The organism is Phormidium sp. FACHB-1136 (genome assembly GCF_014697375.1).
In the GTDB taxonomy this organism is placed as follows: Bacteria; Cyanobacteriota; Cyanobacteriia; order Phormidesmidales; family Phormidesmidaceae; genus Nodosilinea.
In genome coordinates, this window is record NZ_JACJRS010000091.1 from 1 (window position 1) to 22,299 (window position 22,299).

The window sequence follows — 22,299 nt, forward strand, 5'->3', positions numbered from 1 at the left end:
CGCTATCATCATCGACATAAATTCCATCGCAGCAAGTTCCTCAGACCCTCATCTGAATTCTGCTTGCTGCTTTCCTTTTTGGATCAAATGGATAAAGTCGAGCTGAGAACACAACCGTTTAAGCCTGATGGTGATTCCTGATGGCGATGCCTGATGGCGATTTAAGCATTGGAGGAATCCTCAAAGGGGTGGGGATCGACCTTGAGGGTGAGACGCAGGGGCAGAAACAACTGCCAGCGGATGGCCACGGCTCGAAGGCCAAAAATCAGCCCCATGGCCACCGAGCGCCCCAGGGGAGAAGGAATTACCTGCAACAGCAGCACATAGAGGATACCCCCAAACACAATCGGAGTGGCATAGAGTTCTCGCGACAGAAGCATCGTGGGCCGATGGGTGACCACATCCCGCAAAATGCCCCCGGCAATACTGGTGATCAGGCCCATCACCACCGCCACTGTGGCCGGATGATCCAGGGACAGGGTCTTGTCAATGGCCTGTATCGAGAACAGCGCTACCCCCATAGCATCCAGGTAGGCCAGCAACCGGGGCGGCAGTTTGAGGAGAAACCGAAAGCCCAAAAACGTAGCAAAGGATGCCCCCAGTGCTATCCAAAAGGCGGTCAGATCCACCAGCCAAAAAACGGGCACATCCAAAATTACGTCTCGCAGGGTGCCGCCGCCAATGGCCGTTAGCAGACCTACCACCACCACGCTGAAAATATCCAACCGCTGCCGTGCCGCCGATAATACCCCCGAAATCGCAAACACCGCCACCCCCACCTGGGCTAAGGCATATTCCATTGCTGTGCCCTCCATCGCCAACGGATTCTATTGTGCAGGCAAGGACTATTGTGCCTGGTTGACCGACAAAACTAATCGGCTGGAGATTCCAGTCGTTGGGTTGATCGTCGAAACAAGCCTCTACCCTGCGGGCGGCTAAAGTTACGAGGTCGAATCGCAAATCATATTCCTGGAAGGTATGCAGGCGGGTGGGTTCATCCTCGATTTATCAAAGAATTCAGCTTCAGTTGGCAAGCTTAAATACCTGATAGTGCCTGAAAATATCAGTACATTCACTTATCTTAAGATGAAGAAATGCTCAATAACTTAAATAAGCAAGGTGGAAGCCACTTAATTAATTATGTTTTTTTGATGAAGATAGTCATTTTTATGGCTTCTGCGTCCGTGCATAGCATAGTCTGGGCTTCATGGAAGAGGCGATTTGCGGTTTTTCCGGGTTTATGCTTGGCAAGTCAAGTTGGCATGCGTGTTCAGCAAGGCTTTCAGTCGTTTCGGAAAACGTAAACCGTATCGCCTGAGACAGTTCCAGTTGCGGATCCGGAAAAGCCATTGGCTTCCTACCCGGATCGTCGCTGAATGGTGTGCGGAGTGGTATGCACTTCAACATTTGGACGGTTCGCAAAAATATCAGAGGAATTGCAAAATGCAACGGGTATTTCGACCGACGACTATGGCAGGTCTACTAGCTGTAGCAACGGCCTCAACGGCGTGGGTAGCTCCGGCATCTGCGTTCACAATTGTGCAAGAAAACGATCTCAACAGCCTCTTGACGAGTCTGCTGGGAGACACAACAGGATTGAGTGGTTTTAGTGCTAGCTCGACGGGCTCACCCCAAGCGTTCGGCTTGTTCTCAGCTGATCCATTTTCCCTGGGCTCAGGGGTGGTGCTCAGTACAGGTGTGGTCACTCAAATTCCTGGGACAAACCTTGGGTCGAATGATCTCAGCACCAATTTAAACCAGCCTGGGATTGGTCTTGTTCCTGGGGAGGGGGGTGGCTCAGCCAATACATTTGACTTGGCCCAGCTTGACATTAGCTTTTTTGCCTCTGATTCGGTCAGCGATCTCTTCTTCACCTACGTTTTTGGCTCTGATGAGTTTCCAGAGTTTGGGGGTAGTCAGTATAATGATCGATTCAACCTGCTCCTGAATGGGGTTAACCTCGCTAAGCTGAGCGACGGGCAAACGGTGTCGATCAACAATCTGGTTCCCGCTCCGAGTGGTCCCTTTCACCCCGACTATATTGACAATCCGGTCGGCAGTGGTAGCTTCAACACCAAGCTAGACGGCTTCACCAAACCGTTAACCTTCCAGGGCAGTTTGCTGCAAAATGCCACCAATACGCTAAGTATTCAGATCTTTGATGTGTCTGATGGGATCTATGACTCAGCCGTCTTCATCAAGGGCGGAACCGTGGGTGTTGTGAAGCCAACCGTGCCAGAACCAGGATTAGTCTTAGGGCTACTGGGGATTGCTGGAGCCGCCTTGGTCGGTCGTCAGCGCCGCACCTTCACTTCCGAAGAATAGGCTTGTTGTCTCTTTTGAGGCGTAAGGAACTTACGAGGGGATCCAGGTGGATCCCCTCGTTTTTTTGCCTGGTGCTCAGAATATCCAACCTGATCGGGAATGGTTGCCTGGGCTGGGCCTGACGGATCTGGGTGGATAGCGATTTTGGGCCTTCTTCATGAACCAGGGAGAGGGATTGAGGGCTAGGGAAACCCCCTATGATGTCGTTAGGCGATGTTTTATGGGGGTTCCCTAGGCGATGGCTGGCGTAAATCCTTCGATGGCAACGACTGCGGATGCCGATGTGATAGTGATTGGCAGCGGCATCGGCGGACTGTGCTGTGGGGCATTGCTGGCCCGATACGGGTTGCGGGTGACGATCTGCGAAAGCCACACCATCCCCGGCGGCGCGGCCCACGGCTTTGAGCGGCAGGGGTTCCGGTTCGATTCTGGCCCGTCGCTCTATTCGGGTTTGTCCTCGCGACCTTCCACGAATCCGCTTCGCCATGTGCTAGATGCCCTTGACGAAGCGGATAGCCTCACCTGGGCCAACTACGACACCTGGGGCGTGCGCATTCCCGAAGGCGACTTTGACACGACCATTGGCAATGATCAGTTTTGCCAGGTGTTGCAGCGGGTGCGTGGCGAAAAAGCGGTGCAGGAATGGCGACGGCTTCAGCAGGTAATGGCACCCCTGGGACGGGCGGCGACGGCCCTTCCCCCGGCAATCCTGCGGCTGGATTGGGGTGCCTTGCAAACGGTGTTGCCCTACGGTTGGGAACTGCTGCAAAATGCGACCGCCTTAGCGCAGTCTAGCCAGCCCTTCAGCACCGTCCTAAACCGCACCGTCACCGATCCCTTTATTCGCCACTGGATGGATATGCTGTGCTTCTTGCTCTCCGGGCTTCCCGCCGAGGGCACCAGCACCGCCGAAATGGCCTTTATGTTTGCCGAGTGGTATCGACCGGGGGTAACGCTGGACTACCCCATCGGTGGCAGTGCGGCCTTGGTGAATGCCCTGGTGAGGGGGCTGAAGAAATTTGGCGGTACCTTACGATTGGGTGCCCATGTGCAGGACATTCTGGTGCAAAACGGACGAGCGACGGGGGTGAAGCTGCGCTCTGGAGAAATCCTTACCGCTGGGACTGCCGTGGTTTCCAATGCGTCGATTTGGGATACCTTGCCGCTAGTGCCTGCGGGGGCGCTGCCCGCTTCCTTTGTGGTGGAACGTAAGGCGATGCCCACTTGTCCCAGTTTCCTGCACCTGCACTTGGGCATTGATGCCACGGGTCTACCGGAAGATCTGGCCTGCCACTACATCACCCTGCAAGATTGGGATTTGGGCATCACCGCCCCTCACAATTTGATTGTCATGTCCATTCCCACGGTGCTCGATCCGTCTCTAGCTCCAGCGGGCAAGCACACCATCCATGTCTATACCCCCGCCACCGAACCCTATGAGCTATGGCAGGGGCTAGATCGCCGCAGTGCCGAATATGCTGCCCTGAAGGCAAAACGGGCAGAACCCCTCTGGCAAGCGCTAGAGCGGGTGATTCCCGACGTGCGGCAACGGGTGGAGGTGGAACTGGTGGGCACACCCCTCACCCACGAACGCTTTTTGCGGCGGTATCGCGGCAGCTATGGCCCTGCCATTTCGGTGCAGGATGGCTTAGTGCCCAGCGGCAAAACGCCCTTGCCGGGGTTGTGGTGTACGGGGGATTGCACCTTCCCCGGCATTGGCCTACCCGCCGTAGCCGCCAGCGGGTGGATCGTAGCCAATACGTTGGTGCCTGTGACAAAACAGCGTCCGGTGTTGCAAGTTGCCCTTCCTTAAATCCGCCGCGAATGGGTTCCACAGTTCCTATGACCAATCCGCCGCCGCCTAGCCCCGATATCCAGGGCTACCAATCCTCTATGTTGGGGTACTGCTGTGGGGCTTCACCGTGGCTTTCTAGAATTTCCACCTTGAGCTTTGGCGGTTTGTCGGGGCTGGTCTTGCCCTTTGTTTGTTTCCCTTTAGCAGCCTTGCCTTGGCTGGTCTTGACCTTGGCCGATTGAAAGCCCTTGGCGGCTGCCTCTGGCACGGGTTCGATGGCTTCTAGTTCAACTTTAAATTCCCAGCAGTCACCGAAATCAAACAGGTAGTCCATGGTTTCGCCCACGGCCAGGGGCAGGTTGCCGATGAAAACTTCGGTGGCAAAAAGGTCGGCACTGTCCGTGTAGGGATGGCAGGCCCGGAGGGTGCGACCGAGGGGGCTTTTGTAGGTAAATTCGTAGAGGTGGTCGTGATCGAAATCGACGGAGTCGAGGATGGCATCACTGAGGGTGTCGAGGGTGGCTTCGGCGGAGATGGCAATGCGCCGCCACACCTTGCCCAGGGAGACCTTGAAGAGGTAGCGCCCTGCCTGAAAGGGGGGGCTAGGCACCGCCAGACAGCGCTGCCATTCTGGGAAGTAGGTTTTTAAAATGGGCTGGAAATCCCCCAGGGGCAGGAGAGGATTGGCCATACCGGGCCATTCGTAGGCCACGGCATCGTAGGCATAGCGCAGCAGGGTCATAAGGGCTTTGCCAAAGGGTTGGGTCTGAATTTTCTTGAATCGCCAGCCTTTGCCCGATTCGGGTTTGCCGTGGGTGATGGCAATCAGGCCAAACATGTCCATCAGAGCCAGGTTGTATAGGCCGGGGTAGTAGGCCAGGTTTTGCTGCGTGGAGTAATCCGGCACCGATAGCGCAGCTTTTTCCGCGATTCTTTGCCAGCTTGTTAGGCAGCGATCCCCCACCAGCAGCGGCCCAGACCGCGCTTCGCCCAGTATTTCGGGGTGGCTGCGCAAAAACCACACCTCCAGCAGCGACAGATATTGCTCCGTGGGGTTCAGGGCTTGCCAGGAGGCATAGATCTCCGGGTTGGTGACCAGGATCAGTTGCTTGCCCTGGGTGGCGATGGTGGTGAGCCCCGTGGCCCGCAGCAGCAAGTAGAGCCCGTGCAGATTGGGGTAGGACTTTTGCTGGGGCCGCTGCATGTCGAGGGTGAGGGGCTGGCGGAGGCGTTGGTTGAGGTCGGGCAGAACCTTGATGGCAAAGTGCTGGAGCTTGCCGCTGACGGGAATGCCTTCGCTGGCGGCTAGGTCTAGGAGGGTCTGAAAATCTTGAAGGATGGTGCCGGGGCGGGTGGAGGTGATGGTTTGGTCGTGCAATACCTGCCGATCCGCCTCCGAGAGGGGTTGGGTCGCGGCTAGGTTGTGGTGCATCACGGCCATCCGTAGCGAGGCCACGGGATCCTGGCCAGAGGAGAAGAGGGTATCAATGGGATCAGCCTCGTCGAGGTCGTCGTCGAGGTCAATATCGTCTAGCCCTAGGAGGTCGGAGGTGCTGTTCTCTAAACCTTCAATAAACGCCTCAGCTTCCTCTGGGTCAAGGCGTTCGACCCCGGCCAAAAACTGCTCCATCAGGGCCATCAGATTAACGGGCGTACCCACCGGGGGTAGTTCAATCCCCAGACGGTCGAAGGCGGCCTGCATATCGTCGGGCGGCGTGGTCATGGGGATCACTGGGGGCAGGGGGGGAAGTCCCGCAGACAGCGTTTTACCCTGGGTGCGCTTGGTCTTCATTCCCTGAGTCTTGCCTCCCTGGGGCTGACTTCCCTGGGACTTACCTCCCTTCGCCTTGGCCCTCTGAGTCTTAGAATCATCGGTTGAGGCCGACCCAAGACTGGCCCTCTGGCTGGCCTGAAACGCCTGAATCCCTGCCTGGGTGGTCATATCAAACCCCTTGGCCATACCCTCCATCATCAGTTGTTTGGCCATGCCGCCCCGATTGGGGTCAAACATCCATTTAGGGAACTGATCTTCAATGGACTCCAGATATTTTGCAATTGCCCTAGCGCTACGAAACCGATAGACCTCGTGTAGATACGTCCAAAAGGCCACCAGTTCGGGAATGGCGTCGTCGGTTTCGCTGGGGTCAGTCAGCACCAGCCGACGCGGCAGAAAATCCTCCATCACCGATTGGGCTTCGCTTTTGGTCATGGTGGGCAGGGTGTAGCCGCCGTAGCGCAGGGCGAATTCAATAAAGGTTTCAATCCAGCCGCCGCCTTCGGGATATAGCCGAATATGGGCCTTTCCCGCCTTAGATTCGGCAAATTCTTCTATGGCGTCTTCAATGTAGTCGTCGAGCAACGGCTCGGCTTGGTCATAGTCCAGGTTGTCGAGCTGATGTATAAGAAAAACCATCGCTGTGTTCCCCCATGGACTAAAAACACTGTGCCTAGGCTACCGTGTGACCTGGGCGAGTGGGGAGTTGCCTTACAGAAATGTTTACGATATGGCGGATTCAGTGAGATGCACACAGACAAGGGACTTAAGCCCCTTGTTCCTAGCCCCTTGTTCCTAGGCCGTAGATGTACCTCATCCATGGGAGAGCCGCGATATATTTCGGGGTTTTCTGCGATGTTTTTGCGATTTGGCGACGATCTAAACCATCTCACCCATGTTGATGATCGCTAACGTCCCATCCGCTGCCGATCACGGGGGTTCATCAGTTCGTTCAGCCCTTCACCGACCAGAGAGAGCCCCGTCACCATCAGGGTGAGGGCAAGACCAGGGAAGAGGGCGGGCCACCAAATACCCGTGGGCAGGGCATCCAGGGCTTGGCGAATGTCAGCCCCCCATTCGGGCACTTGTTCTGGCAAGCCCAGACCCAAAAAACCTAGCCCCCCCAACACCAAAATGGCGTCGGCGGCATTGAGGGTGAACAACACGGGCACGCTTTGGATCACGTTGAGGAAGAGGTAGCGGCTCAGCACCGTCCAAGGGTCGGCCCCCATGGCCTGGGCCGCTTCAATGAACAACTCGGTCTTGACGCTGACGGTGTGGTTGCGCACCACCCGGTAATACTGGGGAATGTAGGCAATGCTGAGGGCAATGGCCGCATTCACCACCCCCCGCCCCACCACAAAGGCCAGGGTCACCGATAGCAGTAGCCCCGGCAGGGTGTAGATGGTATCCATAAAAAACAGCAGCGCCCGATCCAAGCGCCCCCCCAGATAGCCGCTCACCATGCCCAGGGGCACCCCAATCACCACACTCAGAGCCGTGGCCAGCAGCACCACCTGCCACGCCGCCCGACTGCCAAACAGGGTGCGGGCAAAAATATCGTAGCCCTGGCGGGTAGTGCCAAACCAGTGGGCGCTATCCGGCGGCTGGTGGATGGGATTTTGCAGCGCCGTGGTGGGATCTTGGAGCCAGCCCCAGGACTGCATCAAGGGGGCCGAGAGGGCGATGACCACAAAGGCCAGGGTAATCACCAAGCCCGCCACCATAAGGGTGTTAGACACCGTGGCCTTGGGGCCAACCAGGGGCAGCGCCAAACGGCGGCGGGGAGTAACGGTCATGGGGGGTGTTAAGAGGGGCGACCCTCATTATGCCAGAAGAGCGATGCGGGCAGAACTGGGCGGGGGGGACAGGCAGGGCAAACGCCTAAAAACCAGTGCCGCCGAGGAGGTGATGCCGATCTGCAAGCGCCCCCCGACCAAGTGCTGCGCCAAAGAGCCCGCCAAATCGTTCACAACATTGCCAATAACCCGCCCCTGATCACCCTGGTGCGGCTCATCATTGGCGAGTCCGAGCGCTTCCCCGAACTGGGCAAAACCTTTGTGCGCGAGATCCAAAAACCCATCCTGGATCAACTCACCCTCTATTTAACCGCCCAGCGCCACGTCCCCCTAGCGGATTCAGCTATCGCGGCACGGGTTTTTGTCGGCACCCTCGTTCACTACCTCGTCGTCCAAAAGCTGATGCACGGCGATGCCATCATTCCCGTGGATGGTGATCGCCTCGTGGATGGTCTTGTCAGCCTTCTCGTTGGGGCGGAGACTCGGATCGGGCCAGAATCTCGGAAACTTTCTTAGAAATGAGCGAACCGGAAGTGATAGAGGTACGCCGCCGTCTGATCGACCAGGGTGGGATGCAACCACTCGCCGCCGAAGGTGACCATAGGCTGAGCCAAGGCCGAGTCTAGTAAGCCCTGATCGCGCAGGCCAAGCGTATTTTCCACGTTGCCCCACACTGAGATCAATGACACCCCTAGGTACGAGTGAAGAGCATCATGGCTAGGGCCAGGGCTGCGCGACGATTCACTTTTCCCTGGAGGGTTTGGGGCAGTGCCTCCAGAGCAATCCAATATTTAGGACGTTTGTAGGCCACCACCTGAGGCATCAGCCAGTCCGCTAATTGGGCCAGGGACACCTGAGCCTGCGGTACGACCAGAGCACACACCGCCTGTCCCCACCGGGCATCGGGCACCCCCACAACGCAGACGGCTTGCACCAAGTCAGCAGACAACAGCAAGGACTCCAGTTCTTCGGGCTGCACCTTTTCGCCGCCCGTAATCAGGGTAGTGCTGTGGCGACCGAGGAGATGGAGGTAGCCTTGATCATCGAGGTAGCCGACATCATCGGTGAGAAAGTCGGGAGTCGGGAGTCGGGAGTCGGGAGTCGGGCCGCCTAGGTAGCCCTTGAAAAGGGAAGGGGTGGTGATGGCGATGCGTCCGGTTTGGTTGGGGGGCTGGGGTTGGTGGTGATCATCGAGGACGTGGAGGGTGGCGTGGGAGAGGGGGCGACCGCTACCCGTTTGTCCGGCCAGAAATTCGGCAGGGTGGAGGGTGGCGACTTGGCTGGCGGTTTCGGTCATGCCGTAGGTGGGGGCTAGGGGCAGGGATAAGGTGCGCGACTGGGACAAGAGGGCAGGCCAAGGGGGCGCACCGCCAAGGAGGATGGCCTGAAATTGCCGCAGCCAGGGCAAGTAGGTGTCGCCTTGGTTCAGCAATTCCTGCAACTGGGTGGGCACCAGAGACAAGAAGCCGGGGGCATCGGATGGCAGAGGTAGCATTTTGCCCTGTTTCAACTCGGTGTAGGGCTGGAGGATGAGTTGGCCGTTGGTAACTAGGGTACGCAGGGCTTGCATCAACCCGCTGACATGGTACAGGGGCAGCACACAGTAGGCGTTTACCACGTCAACTTGAAAATGGGCCTGAAACCCCTGAATTGAGGCCATTAGGGTATTCCAGGTGTGGCGGGCGAATTTGATCTGCCCCCCGGTGCCCCCGGTGGCGATCAGTAATTCGGGGGTTTCGGTAGACGGAATATCGGCGGCGTAAATGGCCCAACCGGGACAAAGAGACTGAGTGCGGTCGGACTGAAGCGAGGCATCCACCTGCTGCCATTCCCGCTGGCCCCACCGAGGATTCGTGAGAGCTACCGTCAATCCCCTTTGCAACCCGGCCAAGGTCGCCGCCAAACACCGCACTGAATCGATTTCAACCACCAAAATTGCCGTCATCGGAGAAGGTAACGGCGTGGAACACGGGTTAGATCGCTGAATCTCTAATTTCTGAGAAATTTCGTCAATTACAGGCCAAATGGGTAGTGGTTCGGCCCCCAATAACCAAGGATCGCCCCAACGGCGTTGTAGGGTGTCGTCTAGGCTGGGTAGGGTGTGCAAGGCATCACTTCCTAACGGATTTGGGATGGCTGAATTCATAGCGACCCATGACTCGATAGACGCTCCCAGAGATGTTCGGGGGTTAGGGTGTCCCAATCGTCCTCAAACCAGCCCAGCGTACCAAAACCGAGGGCCAGAGAATTGGGGACTGCTTGGGCATACTCCTGAGCCAAGGCCAAGGCCGCCTGCCGCCCCATAGGGGTTTCAAACACCGAGGAAAAGATGATCGGTGGAGAATGCTGCTGCCAAAAGTGCCGCAGCCGATCCGGCCAGCCCGCAATGGCAGGTTTGACCACCCACAGCCCGTTCCAGCCTCGCCGCTGATGTTCCTCAAGCTGGGCGATGGTGGCGACGGATTCATCCAGCGCTAGGGGAGTACGGAATTGCTTGGCGAGATGCTGCATTTCGGTGAACTGATCGGGAGGAAGGGGTTGTTCGAGGCACTCGATTTGGCCCTCACCCCCAGCCCCTCTCCCAGGGAGGAGAGGGGAGTCGGAATCTGTTTCAAAGTCCCTCTCTCCACGGGAGAGGGATTTAGGGTGAGGGCCAATTTGATTGAGCTGATCACACAGTTCCAAAAGCTGAGTCGCCTCGGACAACGTGAGGCCACCGTTGGCATCAAGCCGCAAACGGGCTTGGGGGGGAAGTTGGGTAATGAGGTTTTCTAGCCAGCGGCATTCTTGGGCAATATCCGTGACGCCGATTTTCCATTTGAAGGTGCGAAAGCCCTGTTCCCAAAGCCGGGGCCAGGTGGTGAGGGCGGCTTTTCCGGCTGGGAGAAGTCCGCAGATGGGGAGATGGGGAGATGGGGAGATAGGGAGATGGGGGGAGGTGCGGGAAAGCTGAAGATTGGCCCAGGCGGAGGCGAGGCCGAATTGGGTGGCGGGGAGGTTGGGCGGAATCTCGGTCTCGGTTAGAGTGACGCGATTTTGCCAGAAGTGTTGTTCTAGGGACTGGCAAAAGGTGAGGGCTTGGCGGAGGGTTTCGGTGCCAAACCAGGGGATGGGGGCAATTTCGCCGTAGCCGATGGGGCCTTCGTCATCTGTCAGCCGTAGGATAATTCCTTCTCGCACAAACCAGAGACCGTGGGCAGTTTGTAGCGGGTTGCGAAAAGGGCGTTGGTAGGGGCGAATCTCTAAGCGCATGGGGATGACTGACAAAAGAGTCTGCACCGGGCGCGGCAACCTGCCCCCTACAGTATTGAGATCCTGTAGGGGGCAGGTCTCCTGACCCTTGGACAGATCTGGGTTCTGGCAAGGTTTGTCCATCAACTAGGAGATCTGGTTCTCTCAAATCCGAATCCCAGGCCCCCAATTCCAGACCCACCCAACCGTAGGAGCGTGGTCTCCTCGTCCACCCCACCTAGCCTAGGCCGTGAATCGAGTGCTGAGCAAAAAACCTAGGCTGAGCAAAACGCCGCTCCAAAAGTGGAAGCCGATGGCATAGAACTTGGCGTTGCTAATGATTTGGGGCTGATGGTGGTGGCGACGAACATGGCGGCTCAGCTTCCAAGCAGAGAGGGCGCTAGGGAAAGCCAGAGCTGTCCACACCGGGAACCAGCCCATCAGGATTGCCAGGGCCACGGTGGCGAGGGCCGAACCTGCAAGGATGGGGACTAATTGCGCCCCTCGTTGGGTGCCCATCCGCACAATGGGGGAGCGTTTTCCGGCGGCAATGTCATCCTCAACCTGGTGGAAGTGGGAGCAAAACAGCACCAGGGTGGTGGTGAGTCCGACAAAAATTCCGGCCATTTGGCTACCCCAAGACCAGCCCTGGGTTTGGCTATAGTAGGCGGCACCGACTCCCAGCGGCCCAAAGCTAAAGAAGCAGAGGAATTCCCCCAAACCCTGGTAGCCGAGCCGAAAGGGTGGCCCCTGGTAGCAATAGCCCAGGAAGCAGCAGAGGGCAATGATGACCAACACCGTGGGGTCTTGCTGATAAAAGGCAATGGCGAGGATACCCAAAATGCCTAGGGCCAGAAAGCCGTTGGCCAGGGCGAACACCAGGCCCTTGTTGCGGGTGAGATTGACGACGGAGTGGGCTTTGTTGACGTCAATGCCCGTTTCCGAATCGAATACATCGTTGCTGAGGTTTTCCCAAGCCAGAATGAAAATAGCTGACCAAAAAAATAGCCCGAAAATGGGTGCGATGAACTGCCCCGTTTCGGCATAGGCCACCAGACTACCCACCAAAATGGGCATAATGGCTACGCTATACATGGGCGGTTTGGCCGCCGCCAGCCAGAGCTTGCGGGTGGCGGGTTGGGTGGTGGATTGGGTCGAAGATTTCGCCGAACGGGTGGTCATAGCCTTGCCATTACTACAGTTTCAGCATATCGCTAAGCCACCCCCCAGACCATGATCCCGCTAATCCTCGGCGTTGGCCATTTCTCGCACAATGTCGCCACGGGTGAGGATGCCCACCAGTTCCCCCTGGTCGTTGACCACGGGCAGGCGACGAATGCGTTTGTCGTGCATCAGGTGGGCCGCTTCCCGCATGGATTTGTCGGGGCTGATGGTAATCACCTTGGCGGTCATCACCTCTTTGACGGATTGGCCGAGGGCTTTGTGGAGTTCCTCGTTATATTTTTTGGGGCTTTTTAGGTAAATCACGCTGTCCAGCAGCACCACGTAGGCCGGAACCTCCATCCCCGTGGCCTGCCACATTAGGTCAGATTCTGACAAAATGCCCACCAGTGCGCCGCTATCATCAATCACAGGCAGCCCACCGATATGATGCTCGGCCAAGAGCTTGATGGCGTCCTCTAGGTTGGCCTCCGGCTTGACCGAAACCGGATTCGCCGTCATTACATCAGCAACGGTTTTCGCCATAGGATTCCTTGACCTCACAAAACATTACTTGGCAATAGGTTAGCCTCGGTTGACCCTCACCCCCAGCCCCTCTCCCAGGGAGGAGAGGGGGGTCGGAAGCCTGTAGGAGGGACATTGCCCACCGCAAGACTGGCTCTCACTCCAGATCCCCTTGGCCCTCACCCCCAACCCCTCTCCCAGGGAGGAGAGGGGGGCCGGAAAGGTTCTCGAAGTTTCCCTTATCCCTTGGGAGGGCTAACCTAAGAGCAACGGGGCCTTGGGATCGTCTAAGGCTAGGATCGCCGCAACCTGTACCTAATTTCATTTTATGGAAGGTTTACCCCTGGCTTTGGCGCTGTCACAGGTCGTTACAGTAGCGCTCTAGGATGTCGGTGCAGTGGGAAATTGCGCCGAGGTGGGCGATTTCGTAGCCGTGGGTGTTGTGGGTGGGGAAGCCCAGGCAAGCGGCCCGCGCCACATGGCCAAACTTCATGGCAATGGAGGCATCGCTACCAAAGCCGCTAATCACCGCCTGCTGGATGGGTGCCCCGGAGCGGGTGGCGGCAAGGCGCAGTTCGTGGTTCAGTCCTTCGTCGTAGATGCCGTAGCCATCCTGGGACAGCAGCACCGGAATATCGCCCGGTTGGATGGCATATTCCGAGGACAGGGGGCAAATTTCTAGGGCAATCAGGGCTTCGAGGCGCTGCCGCTGGGTGAAATAGAGCGCTCCTAGGGCACCTACTTCTTCTTTAGCAGAAGCCACCAGATACACGGTGACGGGCGGTTCCTTCAGCCGCGCCGCCAAGTCTAGCAAAATGGCCAAAGATGCCTTGTTATCGAGGGTGTAGCTGGCGATGTAGTCGCCCATGCGAAAGGGAGCCTTGCGATGCTTGCCCACCACCACCCGACTTCCGGCCCGAATGCCTGCCTCCGCCAGTTCTGCCGGGGTGCGCTTGGTTTCAATCCAGGCGGTTTCCCAGGTGACGGGTTGGGTTTCCTGCTGGGCCTTCTGGGGCGATTCGTGGGACACATGGCGCGACCCAAAGCTGAGAATGCCGCTAAGGACAGCCGCCTCATCCCCCAGCACATCCACTACGCCCTCGCCATAGACCCAGGGGAACGCGCCCCCCAATTTGCGAACCGACAGGCGGCCATCGGCGTAGATGGTCTTCACCAGCATCCCAATTTCGTCCTTGTGGGCGGTAATGGCAATGGCCCGATTGAGGTCGCGACCGGGAATTTTGGCGATCAGGTTATCGGCTTCATCTTGCCAATGCTCTACCCCCAGGTCAGAAAACAGCGTGATCAAGCGCTGGTTAATCTCGGTCTCGGCCCCGCTGGGGGAATGGCACAGCACCAGATCGGCAATTTGGGCAAAGAGGGGTTCGTAGGTCACGGCTATGGGTTACGTTTCGCTACCCTCGATGGTAGTCCTAAATCTGTCAGGACTACCCTTTCAAGGCTCCGATGCTAGGTCGTTGCGGTACTCTCCCTATCGGCCCGAACCCCGCTCTTCCCAGCCCTGGCTAAAGGCAGGTATCGGGGCATTCCAGGCGGTATTGTGCGGGGCGATCTGGTTAAAGAAGATTTGGTTGAAGGAAATCTGAGTCATCGGTGTTGCATCCTAAGCGCGTTAACTAAGGAGAACTACAGCGACACCTCAGGGGTTGCGGAGGGCCATAGCCACCTGATTAACTGGCCCCTTCACCATTCCTCCGATCTTCGTCCATGGTTCCGAGGATGGCCAGGGCTTCGTCACACCAGGTGAGCCAGGCCGTTTCGTAGTGGATGCCGTTGCGCAGGGTGAGGTATTGGAACTGCCCGGTGGGGGAAATGGCATCGGGATCGGCAAAGTATTGCTGCTCAATGGATTGGTAGTCTGCCAGGGTGGCTGCGTGCTGGGTGCGTTCCTGCTGAAGGGTGGTGATGAGGGTGGCAGGCGACACCAGATAGCCCACAAACAGCTTCACCAGCAACTCATCTTTAATGGGTGAACCCTTGGCGGGCTGAGCTATCCAGGTTTGCAGGAACTCCGTCCCCGCCGGGGTGACATGGAATTGCTTTTTATCTGGGCGACTGGTTTGGGCGATCACCTCGGCGGTGATCAATCCTTGCTCTTCCAGCTTGGTGAGTTCGCGATAGATCTGCTGGTGGCTGGCGTGCCAAAAAAAGCCCACGGATCCGTCAAAGCGCTTGGCGAGATCGTAGCCGCTACAGGGGCATTCGGTGAGGGCAGCAAGGATAGCGTGGGATAGAGCCATGGCTAAACGGAGATTGGATTGAGCTTAATCAATGACTATTTACTAAGCCATTAAAGCAGTAAATGTCAAAGGAATTGACTATTCACTTTTGTGCATATTAAGATTGGGCTATAAATGCAAAAAGTTGCATATTCACTTGGGGCATATCCATTATGCCTGGTGGCCGCATCCAACAGGCCATCTAGGTGAGATTGCCCCCCGCTTTCGGTCTTGAGTCTTGCGATCATCTGTCAACTATCCGCTTCAGGAGATCAAACCATGGTGAGTCAGCGTACAAGGCGGGGTCAAGGTTGCCGCCATCGGGGTCGATGCCAACCGTGGCCCCTAGCGGGTCTCCACTGGGGAGAACTGTGGGCGGCCTATCGGGTGTTTTTGTCGCATCCAGCTACGGGAATTCTGCATATTTTGGCGGCGGGTCGCCAAAGCCAATGGCAGGATTGGGTAGAGCGGCGATTAGCCCGACAGGCTGCGGCACTCACGGGGCACACCATTGCCGTGGATTTAGACGCCCTGGGCCAACTACCACCCCACACCCTTGGCGGATCCTATGCCCGCCACATGCGGCACTACGGCTTTGATCCACAAACTTTTCGGCCTGGGAAAAACCCCGGAGAAACCTGGTTACAGCAGCGCATGGCCATTAGCCACGACATTTATCACGTCATCGCCGGGTTTGATGCCTCTCCCGTGGGGGAGTTCGGAGTAGCGGCCTATACGGTGGTGCAGTATCGCGACTTGCTGAATGTCTTTGTGTTGTCCTTTGTTCCCCTCAGCCTCACCAATCCACGCTGGACGGTGTCTTTGCTGCGGGCGCTGGGGCGAGGCTTTAGGATGGGCCTTCGGAGTCAGCCTGTGATCGCCTACCCCCTGGAATCTCGCTGGGATGTTCCCCTCAGCGTAGTGCGGCAAGACCTAGGGCTTGGGGCTTTTTTCAGGGACGGCGGGGGCGCTGGGTCAGCAGGCCGTGGCGAGGGCTGAACAGCAGGGCCAGGGCAAAGAACCCAGAGGCCACCAGCACAATAGCGGGGCCGGAGGGCAGGTTGAAGTAGTAGCTGAGGTACATGCCGCTGAGGCTGGAGATCACCCCAATGCTGGCTCCTAGGATCATGACTTGATGCATACGAGGCACCAGCAGGTAGGCCGTTGCGCCGGGGGTAATCAGCAGGGCGAGGACGAGGATGACCCCCACCACCTTCATGCTGGCCACCACGGTGAGGGCAATCAGCACCATCAGGCCCAGGTTGAGCCGTCCGGTGGGGAGGCCGCTGGCCTGGGCACCGAGGGGGTCGAAGCTGTAGAACAGGAGTTCTTTGTACAACAGAACGACCGTCAGCAGCACCAGGGCGGTAATGATGGCCGTATCCCGCACGTCTCCGGGGGTAACACCGAGGATATTACCAAAAAGAAAGTGATTCAGGTCAATTTTTTTGTTTTTGGGAATAACGGTAATCAGCGTAATCCCCAGGGCAAAGAAGGCGGAGAACACAATGCCCATGGCGGCGTCTTCTTTAATGGGGGAGCGGCGGTGAATCCAGGCGATCAACACCGTGCTAATGACCCCTGCGATGAACGCTCCCACAAAAATATTCACCCCCAGCCAAAAGGCTAGGGCCAATCCGGGCAACACCGAATGGCTAATGGCATCCCCCAGCAGGGCGAGGCGCTGCACCATTAAATAGCTGCCCACGACGGAGCAGATGATGCCCACCATCACCGCCACCGCCAGGGATCGCTGCATGAAGGCAAATTGCAGCGGCTCATAGAACCAGTTCAGGAGGGCCAAACTAGGCGACATGGCCAAAGAAGCCAATGTGGCCACCGTAGGCACGGGTCATGTTGTCGCGGGTGAGCACCCATTCGCGAGGGCCAGTGGCGATCAGTTCTTTATTAAGCAGGATAATTTGATCAAAATTGGTGATCGATTCGCCCAGATCATGGTTCACCACTAGGACGGTTTTTCCGGCCTTGGCTAGCTCATGGAAAATCTGGAAAATCACCGCCTCGGTTTTTTGATCTACCCCAACGAAAGGCTCATCAAAACAGAAAATCTCCGCCTCCTGGGCCAGGGCACGGGCGAGAAATACCCGCTGCTGCTGCCCACCGGATAGGGCACCGATGGGGCGGTCTTTATATTCCAGCATTCCCACCCGATCCAGGGCATCCTTGGCGATCTGGCGGCTGGTGACGGAAAAGCGGTTCAGCCAGCCCGTCTGTTTCACCCGACCCATCATCACCACATCCCACACCGTGGCCGGAAACGTCCAGTCAATCTGCGACCGCTGGGGCACGTAGGCCACCCGATCCAGTTGATGGGACAGTAGATCATCGCCATAGACGACCCGCCCCGTCACCACCGGAAGTAGGCCCAGCATGGCCTTCATCAGGGTGCTCTTGCCCGCACCGTTGGGGCCAAAAATCCCCACCAACCGACCGGGCCGCACCGTCAGGTTAATATTCCGCAACGCCTGAGTATCACGGTAGTTGACCGTGAGGTGATCCACGGTGATTTGGGCGGTACCTTGGGGCGTGGAGGGACGGGAACGACGGGAACGGGGTGCCATGGGAAATCTCCAAAGATTGCCGAGCGGGGGATGATCCTAGAAAAGGGCGCGTTCAAAAATGAAACGATTATGAAAAATATTGTACCGTAAAAATGAAACGAATATGAAATGTAGCCCATGCAACGAATTGTTAATGTCCCCCTAGCCCCACGCTATCGAGCCTTGGCCCTGCTGTTATCAGTCGTTGGGGCAGGATTAGTCGGCTGCGACGCTGGCGAACAGGGGACTGCCGGGACAGGTGTTGAAGCCGGAAAACCCTCCGTAGTGGCCACCAACACCCTAGTTGCCGACTGGGCCGAGCAGATTGGTGGCGACCAAATCGAACTCACCAGCATTCTCCAGCCCGGTATGGATCCCCACGTCTACGAGCCCGTCCCTGCCGACAGCGTGGCCTTTGAACAGGCGGATTTGATTCTCTACAATGGCTATAACCTAGAGCCCGGTCTGATTCGGCTGTTGAATGCGGCGGGGGCCAATGCCCAGCGGTTGGCGGTGGGGGAAGTGGTGCCGCCCCTGGATCTGGAGGACAGCGGACAAACCCTGCCCGACCCCCATGGGTGGGGCGATGTGAGCAATGTGGTGCCCATGGTGGAGGCCATTCGGGATGAACTGATTGCCCTGGCCCCCGAACATCAAGCCACCTTTACCGACAACGCCGCTACCTACATAGAAGAACTCAATCAACTGCACGACTGGATTGGGACGCAGACCGCCACCATTCCCCTCAACCAGCGCCAGCTCGTTACCACCCACGATGCCTTTCAGTACTACGCCAACGCCTACGGCCTATCGGTGGTGGGCACCCTGATCGGCATTAGCACTGAGGAACAACCCAGCGCCCAAACGGTGCAGCAACTCGTGACGGTGATTCGCAATTTGGGAGTACCCGCCATCTTTGCCGAAACCACTATCAATCCCCAACTGATCACCACCGTGGCCCAGGAGGCCGGAGTGACCCTAGCCGATCAAGAACTCTACGCCGACTCCATCGGTGAACCGGGCAGTGAGGGGGACAGCTATCTGCGCATGATGGCCGCCAACACTCGCGCCATTGTCACCAACCTGGGCGGCACCCTGACCTCAGCGCCCTAGCACGCCCTAAAACGTGATGGCCCAGAAGTTGTTCCAGCCCTTCCAGAAAAAGAGCGTCCCAAACAGCAGCGACACCACCAGTCCAATCACCCGCTGGTTGCTGGTCAGCCATTCGTTCAGCGCCCGTAGGAGGCCACTGGCGGGGCCGGGAACTAGGGCATAAAGCAGCAGGGGCAGCAGCAAGAGTGCCTGTGCCCCCAGAATGTAGATGCCATAGGCGGTGAGGGCGGCGGCAAAACTGTCTAAGTTGGCCTCGCGAATGATGCCCAGGGCGGCCAGGGTAAACACCCAAAACTTAGGGGCAATGGACGTAAGCATGATGCCAATGCCCAGCAGTTTTAGGGGTTTGGCCTGGTCAATTTGCTGAAACAACTTGGGCGGCGGCGCGTCGGGGTCGGGGGCGTTGACCAAGGATTTGAGGGCCGAAATCAGCAGCATCAGCCCTAGGGCCATCAGCAACATCGCCATGATCAGCCGGGGCACGTTGGATTCGGCCAGCACACTGGCCTGCCCCAACACATAGCCAAACAGCCAGCCCTGAAGCAACCGTACCAGGGTAATGCCCGCTACGAAGGCGGTGGCCTTCACCAATCCCCGCCGACTCTGCAAAATCAGCAGCAAGATAATCAGCCACAGAGGAGCCAGGGCCGCGCCCAGCATGAGGGGAAGGAGATCAAGGAGGAGGCTAGTCGGCGGCATGGGGCAAAACTGGGATAGGTTGGTCAGACGCTTCTCAGTCTATGGCTGGAGTAGGATAAAGCCATATCATAAACAGTGATATTTCTTTACAATTAGGTCTAGGGAGCGTTCTGATGGACGTTCTTTCGACGGTGCTGGATTGATGGGCGGTGCCTATCCTACGGTACGTTGGCCTAGTCCTAAAATCCCCCTATTCTCCGAATTCCCTGAATTATGGTTGCAGAACTGACGATGGCCGTCCTAGAAACTCGCACCTGGCCATGGCGAGATCACACTATTACCTACACCGTGCAGGGTCACGGTCAGCCGTTGGTGTTGATCCACGGGTTTGGGGCTTCTTTGGGGCACTGGCGCAAGAATATTCCGGTGCTAGCGGAGGCGGGGTATCGGGTCTATGCCCTGGATTTACTTGGTTTTGGGGCCTCGGATCAGCCCGTGTTGGACTACAGCCTAGACCTCTGGCAAGCCCTGCTCTACGACTTTTGGGCCGAATTGGTGCAGATTCCAGCGGTCTATGTGGGCAATTCCATCGGCGGATTGTTGACCCTGATGATGTTGGCCAACCATCCCGAAACCGCCCGTGCTGGGGCCGTGCTGAACTGTGCCGGGGGGCTAAACCATCGCCCCGAAGAAATGCACCCGCCCCTCAGTTGGGTCATGGAAGCCTTTACCTGGCTGGTGAGTTCTGAAACCGTGGGGCCGCTGGTGTTTAACCAGGTGCGTCGCAAGGGCCGGATTCGCAGTTCCCTCAAGCAGGTCTACCGCAATCGCGCCGCCATCACCGATGACCTGGTGGAGATGATCTACGCCCCCGCCTGCCAGCCCAACGCCCAAAAGGTGTTTGCCTCCATCGTCACCGCGCCCCCAGGGCCAAAACCCAGCGACCTGCTGCCCACCATTGCCCAACCCCTCCTCGTCCTCTGGGGCGAAAATGACCCCTGGACGCCCATCCAAGGAGCCACACTCTATCGCCAACTGGCGGACGACCCCAGTAAGGCTGTCACCTTCCACAGCATCCCCGACACCGGGCACTGCCCCCACGACGAACGGCCCGATGTGGTGAATCCGCTCCTGCTCGACTGGCTGGGAACCCTGGAACCCGTGGTGGCCTAAGCTCTCTGCTGTCCCGGTGCCTCAGCCCCTGTTCTGATCCCTAGCCGTTACCGAGGGGGGGGTGGGCTGTGAATGTATACAATGGACGGTATACAAAGCAGCCGTTCCCTAGGCGCACCTGCTAACATTTCCTAAATTCTGATCCCTATAAACTCTGATCTATCGGCATCCAGCCTCCATCGTCTGAATCTCGTTACCCGCTTTCCCCTCTACCCCTTACCCCGAACTCCTATGACCACCCTGCCCACCCTCCACGCCCAAGGTCAATCTGCCCCAGATCAGGCGGTTCACCATGGTCAACCCGTGCTGCATGTGAACGGCAAGCGCCTCAACCAAAGCCTGGACGACCTCGCGGCCATTGGCCAAATGGACAACGGCGGTATCTGTCGGCTGGCCTTTAGCCCGGAGGATGTGCAGGGGCGGGAACTGGTGCGGCGCTGGATGATTGAAGCCGGGATGACCGTGCGGCTAGACACGGCGGGAAACATGATTGGGCGCTTGCCGGGACGGTTGGAGCTTCCGGCATTGGCCACGGGTTCCCACATTGACACGGTGCCCTGCGGCGGCAAGTTTGACGGATGTTTGGGCGTGTTGGCCGGACTCGAAGTGGCCCGCACCCTGCAAGAGCACAGCCTCCAGTTGGATCATCCCTTCGAGGTGATTGTCTTTGCCGACGAGGAAGACACCATGATCGGCAGCCGCGCCATGGCCGGAACGGCGTCTTTGGAAGTGACGGACTATCGCCGCAAGGATGGCCATCCCATCGATCAATGCGTTCAGCAGGTGGGGGGCGACTGGAGCCGCCTTGCCCTGGCCCGCCGCACCCGTGGGGAAGTGTGCGCCTTTGTGGAACTCCATGTGGAGCAGGGGGGGGTGCTAGAAACCGACAAGGCCCAAATCGGCGTGGTGCAAGGGGTGGTGGGGATGCAGCGCTACCAAATTCAAATTACCGGACGGCCCAACCATGCCGGAACGACACCTATGGATCTGCGCCAGGATGCCCTGGTTGCCGCCGCCCAGGTGGTGCTGGCTGTGAATCAACTGGCCACCGAACCACCGGGGCAGCGGGTCGCCACCGTGGGAGCGTTGCAGGTGTCGCCCAACGCCGCCAACATTGTGCCCGGTAAGGTGGTGGCCAGTTTGGATGTGCGGGATCTCGATCAAGACGTGATCGACAAACTGGTGAATGACCTCAAAATCGAACTCGTCGCCATCGCCCGACGCACCCACACCCACATCGAAATTCTGCCCCAGCTCAATGTGGCCCCCAGCCCCGCCGCCCCCCACATCCAGTCCACCATTGCGGAAGTCTGCACCACCCTGGGCCTGAGTTCTATTCCGATGCCCAGCCGCGCCGGACACGACGCCCTGGAAATTGGCCGCTTCACCGACATGGGCATGATCTTTGTGCCCAGCGAGGGCGGCTTCAGCCACTCCGAGGTGGAATACACCTCCCCCGACCAATGCACCCAGGGGGCCAACGTGCTGCTCGAAACCCTACTGCGCTTAGACCAGCACTATAGCTAGGTGGTCGATCATCAAAGCCAGATGCTGGGGATCCGCCTTGGGATGGGGGCCTAGTGACTGGGCTCATTGACGCTCATCCCGCTAACGCTTCACGTATGGCGGGAGCTTCTCCGTTCACGCAGTTTTGGCTAGAATGCAACGCATTCCCCGCCAGAACCCCTCTAGGAGTATTTTCAGTACTGTGCGCCCCACAGCGCCCTAGGAATCGATTTCACCAAACAAGCCCCCTGACCCCATCGCATGAAGGCCACCCAGGGCAACATTGAGCATCCTAGGTTAGGGTTATCATCAAGCCATTATAGCAGCCCGCAGGCAGGTTAGGACAATACGCGGAAGGCATTGTCGAGGGCATCCCACAAGGTGTCAAACTGGTGCAAGGTCTTTCGCACGTAGTGCTTGATCCGTGCCCAAAACTTCTCAATTTTGTTCAAGTCAG

20 protein-coding genes are annotated in these 22,299 nt (G+C 57.9%); 7 read left to right on the forward strand and 13 right to left on the reverse strand.

Going from position 1 to position 22,299, the window contains the following annotated elements; all coding sequences use genetic code 11:
* Positions 1 to 161 precede the first annotated feature (161 nt).
* Complete coding sequence (locus H6G62_RS20725; RefSeq protein WP_190498696.1) at positions 162 to 800, reverse strand: trimeric intracellular cation channel family protein; 639 nt, start codon at positions 798 to 800, stop codon at positions 162 to 164.
* A 643-nt stretch (positions 801 to 1,443) separates the two neighbouring features.
* Here H6G62_RS20725 and H6G62_RS20730 point away from each other — a divergent pair.
* Together H6G62_RS20730 and H6G62_RS20735 are read left to right on the forward strand one after the other, a co-directional pair.
* Complete coding sequence (locus H6G62_RS20730; protein WP_242052191.1) at positions 1,444 to 2,325, forward strand: choice-of-anchor L domain-containing protein; 882 nt, start codon at positions 1,444 to 1,446, stop codon at positions 2,323 to 2,325.
* A gap of 259 nt (positions 2,326 to 2,584) precedes the next feature.
* Entirely contained in the window at positions 2,585 to 4,138 is a 1,554-nt protein-coding gene (locus tag H6G62_RS20735; protein WP_190498698.1) for an NAD(P)/FAD-dependent oxidoreductase, read from the forward strand.
* A 67-nt stretch (positions 4,139 to 4,205) separates the two neighbouring features.
* On the opposite strand, the gene H6G62_RS20740 is transcribed toward H6G62_RS20735, so the two are convergent.
* Both H6G62_RS20740 and H6G62_RS20745 read right to left on the reverse strand, forming a co-directional pair.
* Positions 4,206 to 6,533: a hypothetical protein gene (locus H6G62_RS20740; RefSeq protein WP_190498700.1), complete on the reverse strand. Its 2,328-nt coding sequence runs from the start codon at positions 6,531 to 6,533 to the stop codon at positions 4,206 to 4,208.
* A gap of 269 nt (positions 6,534 to 6,802) precedes the next feature.
* Complete coding sequence (locus tag H6G62_RS20745) at positions 6,803 to 7,693, reverse strand: ABC transporter permease (protein ID WP_242052192.1); 891 nt, start codon at positions 7,691 to 7,693, stop codon at positions 6,803 to 6,805.
* Positions 7,694 to 7,834: 141 nt separating this feature from the next.
* Here H6G62_RS20745 and H6G62_RS20750 point away from each other — a divergent pair, with 141 nt between their 5' ends.
* Complete coding sequence (locus H6G62_RS20750; protein ID WP_190498702.1) at positions 7,835 to 8,209, forward strand: TetR/AcrR family transcriptional regulator C-terminal domain-containing protein; 375 nt, start codon at positions 7,835 to 7,837, stop codon at positions 8,207 to 8,209.
* Here the strand turns inward: H6G62_RS20750 and H6G62_RS20755 are convergent.
* From H6G62_RS20755 to H6G62_RS20785, 7 genes are all read right to left on the reverse strand, one after another.
* On the reverse strand, positions 8,206 to 8,382 hold the full coding sequence (locus tag H6G62_RS20755) for a hypothetical protein (RefSeq protein WP_242052193.1): 177 nt from the start codon (positions 8,380 to 8,382) through the stop codon (positions 8,206 to 8,208). The genes H6G62_RS20750 and H6G62_RS20755 overlap by 4 nt on opposite strands.
* Before the next feature lie 2 nt (positions 8,383 to 8,384).
* Positions 8,385 to 9,839, reverse strand: coding sequence for an AMP-binding protein (locus H6G62_RS20760; RefSeq protein WP_190498704.1), 1,455 nt, complete (start codon positions 9,837 to 9,839; stop codon positions 8,385 to 8,387).
* Positions 9,836 to 10,960, reverse strand: coding sequence for an o-succinylbenzoate synthase (gene menC / locus H6G62_RS20765; protein ID WP_242052194.1), 1,125 nt, complete (start codon positions 10,958 to 10,960; stop codon positions 9,836 to 9,838). Before menC ends, H6G62_RS20760 begins: the two co-directional genes overlap by 4 nt.
* Positions 10,961 to 11,167: 207 nt before the next feature.
* Positions 11,168 to 12,106 carry a 2-carboxy-1,4-naphthoquinone phytyltransferase gene (menA, locus tag H6G62_RS20770; protein ID WP_190498706.1) on the reverse strand — a complete coding sequence of 313 codons (939 nt, stop codon included), beginning with the start codon at positions 12,104 to 12,106 and terminating at the stop codon, positions 11,168 to 11,170.
* Positions 12,107 to 12,166: 60 nt separating this feature from the next.
* A complete protein-coding gene (locus H6G62_RS20775) occupies positions 12,167 to 12,631 on the reverse strand; it encodes a CBS domain-containing protein (RefSeq protein WP_190498708.1) in 465 nt (154 codons plus the stop codon).
* Between the two features lie 337 nt (positions 12,632 to 12,968).
* Positions 12,969 to 14,006: a M20/M25/M40 family metallo-hydrolase gene (locus tag H6G62_RS20780; RefSeq protein ID WP_190498710.1), complete on the reverse strand. Its 1,038-nt coding sequence runs from the start codon at positions 14,004 to 14,006 to the stop codon at positions 12,969 to 12,971.
* Positions 14,007 to 14,301: 295 nt separating this feature from the next.
* Positions 14,302 to 14,871: a PadR family transcriptional regulator gene (locus H6G62_RS20785; RefSeq protein ID WP_190498712.1), complete on the reverse strand. Its 570-nt coding sequence runs from the start codon at positions 14,869 to 14,871 to the stop codon at positions 14,302 to 14,304.
* 258 nt (positions 14,872 to 15,129) lie between these two features.
* Between H6G62_RS20785 and H6G62_RS20790 the strand changes: the two genes are divergently transcribed.
* Entirely contained in the window at positions 15,130 to 15,849 is a 720-nt protein-coding gene (locus H6G62_RS20790) for a Coq4 family protein (protein ID WP_190498714.1), read from the forward strand.
* On the opposite strand, the gene H6G62_RS20795 is transcribed toward H6G62_RS20790, so the two are convergent.
* Together H6G62_RS20795 and H6G62_RS20800 are read right to left on the reverse strand one after the other, a co-directional pair.
* Positions 15,803 to 16,666 carry a metal ABC transporter permease gene (locus H6G62_RS20795; protein WP_190498716.1) on the reverse strand — a complete coding sequence of 288 codons (864 nt, stop codon included), beginning with the start codon at positions 16,664 to 16,666 and terminating at the stop codon, positions 15,803 to 15,805. The two genes, H6G62_RS20790 and H6G62_RS20795, sit on opposite strands and share 47 nt — an antisense overlap.
* Positions 16,656 to 17,432: a metal ABC transporter ATP-binding protein gene (locus tag H6G62_RS20800; protein ID WP_190498718.1), complete on the reverse strand. Its 777-nt coding sequence runs from the start codon at positions 17,430 to 17,432 to the stop codon at positions 16,656 to 16,658. The genes H6G62_RS20795 and H6G62_RS20800 overlap by 11 nt, the downstream gene beginning before the upstream one ends.
* A 117-nt stretch (positions 17,433 to 17,549) precedes the next feature.
* Here H6G62_RS20800 and H6G62_RS20805 point away from each other — a divergent pair, with 117 nt between their 5' ends.
* Entirely contained in the window at positions 17,550 to 18,524 is a 975-nt protein-coding gene (locus H6G62_RS20805) for a zinc ABC transporter substrate-binding protein (protein WP_190498720.1), read from the forward strand.
* Positions 18,525 to 18,530: 6 nt separating this feature from the next.
* On the opposite strand, the gene H6G62_RS20810 is transcribed toward H6G62_RS20805, so the two are convergent.
* Positions 18,531 to 19,223 (reverse strand): GAP family protein, encoded by a 693-nt coding sequence (locus H6G62_RS20810; protein WP_190498722.1) that lies wholly within the window; start codon positions 19,221 to 19,223, stop codon positions 18,531 to 18,533.
* Positions 19,224 to 19,436: 213 nt separating this feature from the next.
* Between H6G62_RS20810 and H6G62_RS20815 the strand changes: the two genes are divergently transcribed.
* Entirely contained in the window at positions 19,437 to 20,336 is a 900-nt protein-coding gene (locus tag H6G62_RS20815; protein WP_190498723.1) for an alpha/beta fold hydrolase, read from the forward strand.
* A 231-nt stretch (positions 20,337 to 20,567) separates the two neighbouring features.
* Entirely contained in the window at positions 20,568 to 21,863 is a 1,296-nt protein-coding gene (locus H6G62_RS20820; RefSeq protein ID WP_190498725.1) for a Zn-dependent hydrolase, read from the forward strand.
* Positions 21,864 to 22,299: the final 436 nt, after the last annotated feature.

What these genes read in the sequence shown, in the direction of transcription:
- H6G62_RS20785 (WP_190498712.1), bottom strand. Translation starts at nt 14,871, where the DNA reads ATGGCTCTATCCCACGCTATCCTTGCTGCCCTCACCGAATGCCCCTGT.
- H6G62_RS20820 (WP_190498725.1), top strand. Translation starts at nt 20,568, where the DNA reads ATGACCACCCTGCCCACCCTCCACGCCCAAGGTCAATCTGCCCCAGAT.
- H6G62_RS20730 (WP_242052191.1), top strand. Translation starts at nt 1,444, where the DNA reads ATGCAACGGGTATTTCGACCGACGACTATGGCAGGTCTACTAGCTGTA.
- H6G62_RS20805 (WP_190498720.1), top strand. Translation starts at nt 17,550, where the DNA reads ATGCAACGAATTGTTAATGTCCCCCTAGCCCCACGCTATCGAGCCTTG.
- H6G62_RS20760 (WP_190498704.1), bottom strand. Translation starts at nt 9,839, where the DNA reads ATGAATTCAGCCATCCCAAATCCGTTAGGAAGTGATGCCTTGCACACC.
- H6G62_RS20725 (WP_190498696.1), bottom strand. Translation starts at nt 800, where the DNA reads ATGGAATATGCCTTAGCCCAGGTGGGGGTGGCGGTGTTTGCGATTTCG.
- H6G62_RS20740 (WP_190498700.1), bottom strand. Translation starts at nt 6,533, where the DNA reads ATGGTTTTTCTTATACATCAGCTCGACAACCTGGACTATGACCAAGCC.
- menA (WP_190498706.1), bottom strand. Translation starts at nt 12,106, where the DNA reads ATGACCACCCGTTCGGCGAAATCTTCGACCCAATCCACCACCCAACCC.
- H6G62_RS20735 (WP_190498698.1), top strand. Translation starts at nt 2,585, where the DNA reads ATGGCAACGACTGCGGATGCCGATGTGATAGTGATTGGCAGCGGCATC.
- H6G62_RS20810 (WP_190498722.1), bottom strand. Translation starts at nt 19,223, where the DNA reads ATGCCGCCGACTAGCCTCCTCCTTGATCTCCTTCCCCTCATGCTGGGC.
- H6G62_RS20815 (WP_190498723.1), top strand. Translation starts at nt 19,437, where the DNA reads ATGGTTGCAGAACTGACGATGGCCGTCCTAGAAACTCGCACCTGGCCA.
- H6G62_RS20795 (WP_190498716.1), bottom strand. Translation starts at nt 16,666, where the DNA reads ATGTCGCCTAGTTTGGCCCTCCTGAACTGGTTCTATGAGCCGCTGCAA.
- H6G62_RS20775 (WP_190498708.1), bottom strand. Translation starts at nt 12,631, where the DNA reads ATGGCGAAAACCGTTGCTGATGTAATGACGGCGAATCCGGTTTCGGTC.
- H6G62_RS20790 (WP_190498714.1), top strand. Translation starts at nt 15,130, where the DNA reads ATGGTGAGTCAGCGTACAAGGCGGGGTCAAGGTTGCCGCCATCGGGGT.
- H6G62_RS20800 (WP_190498718.1), bottom strand. Translation starts at nt 17,432, where the DNA reads ATGGCACCCCGTTCCCGTCGTTCCCGTCCCTCCACGCCCCAAGGTACC.
- H6G62_RS20745 (WP_242052192.1), bottom strand. Translation starts at nt 7,693, where the DNA reads ATGACCGTTACTCCCCGCCGCCGTTTGGCGCTGCCCCTGGTTGGCCCC.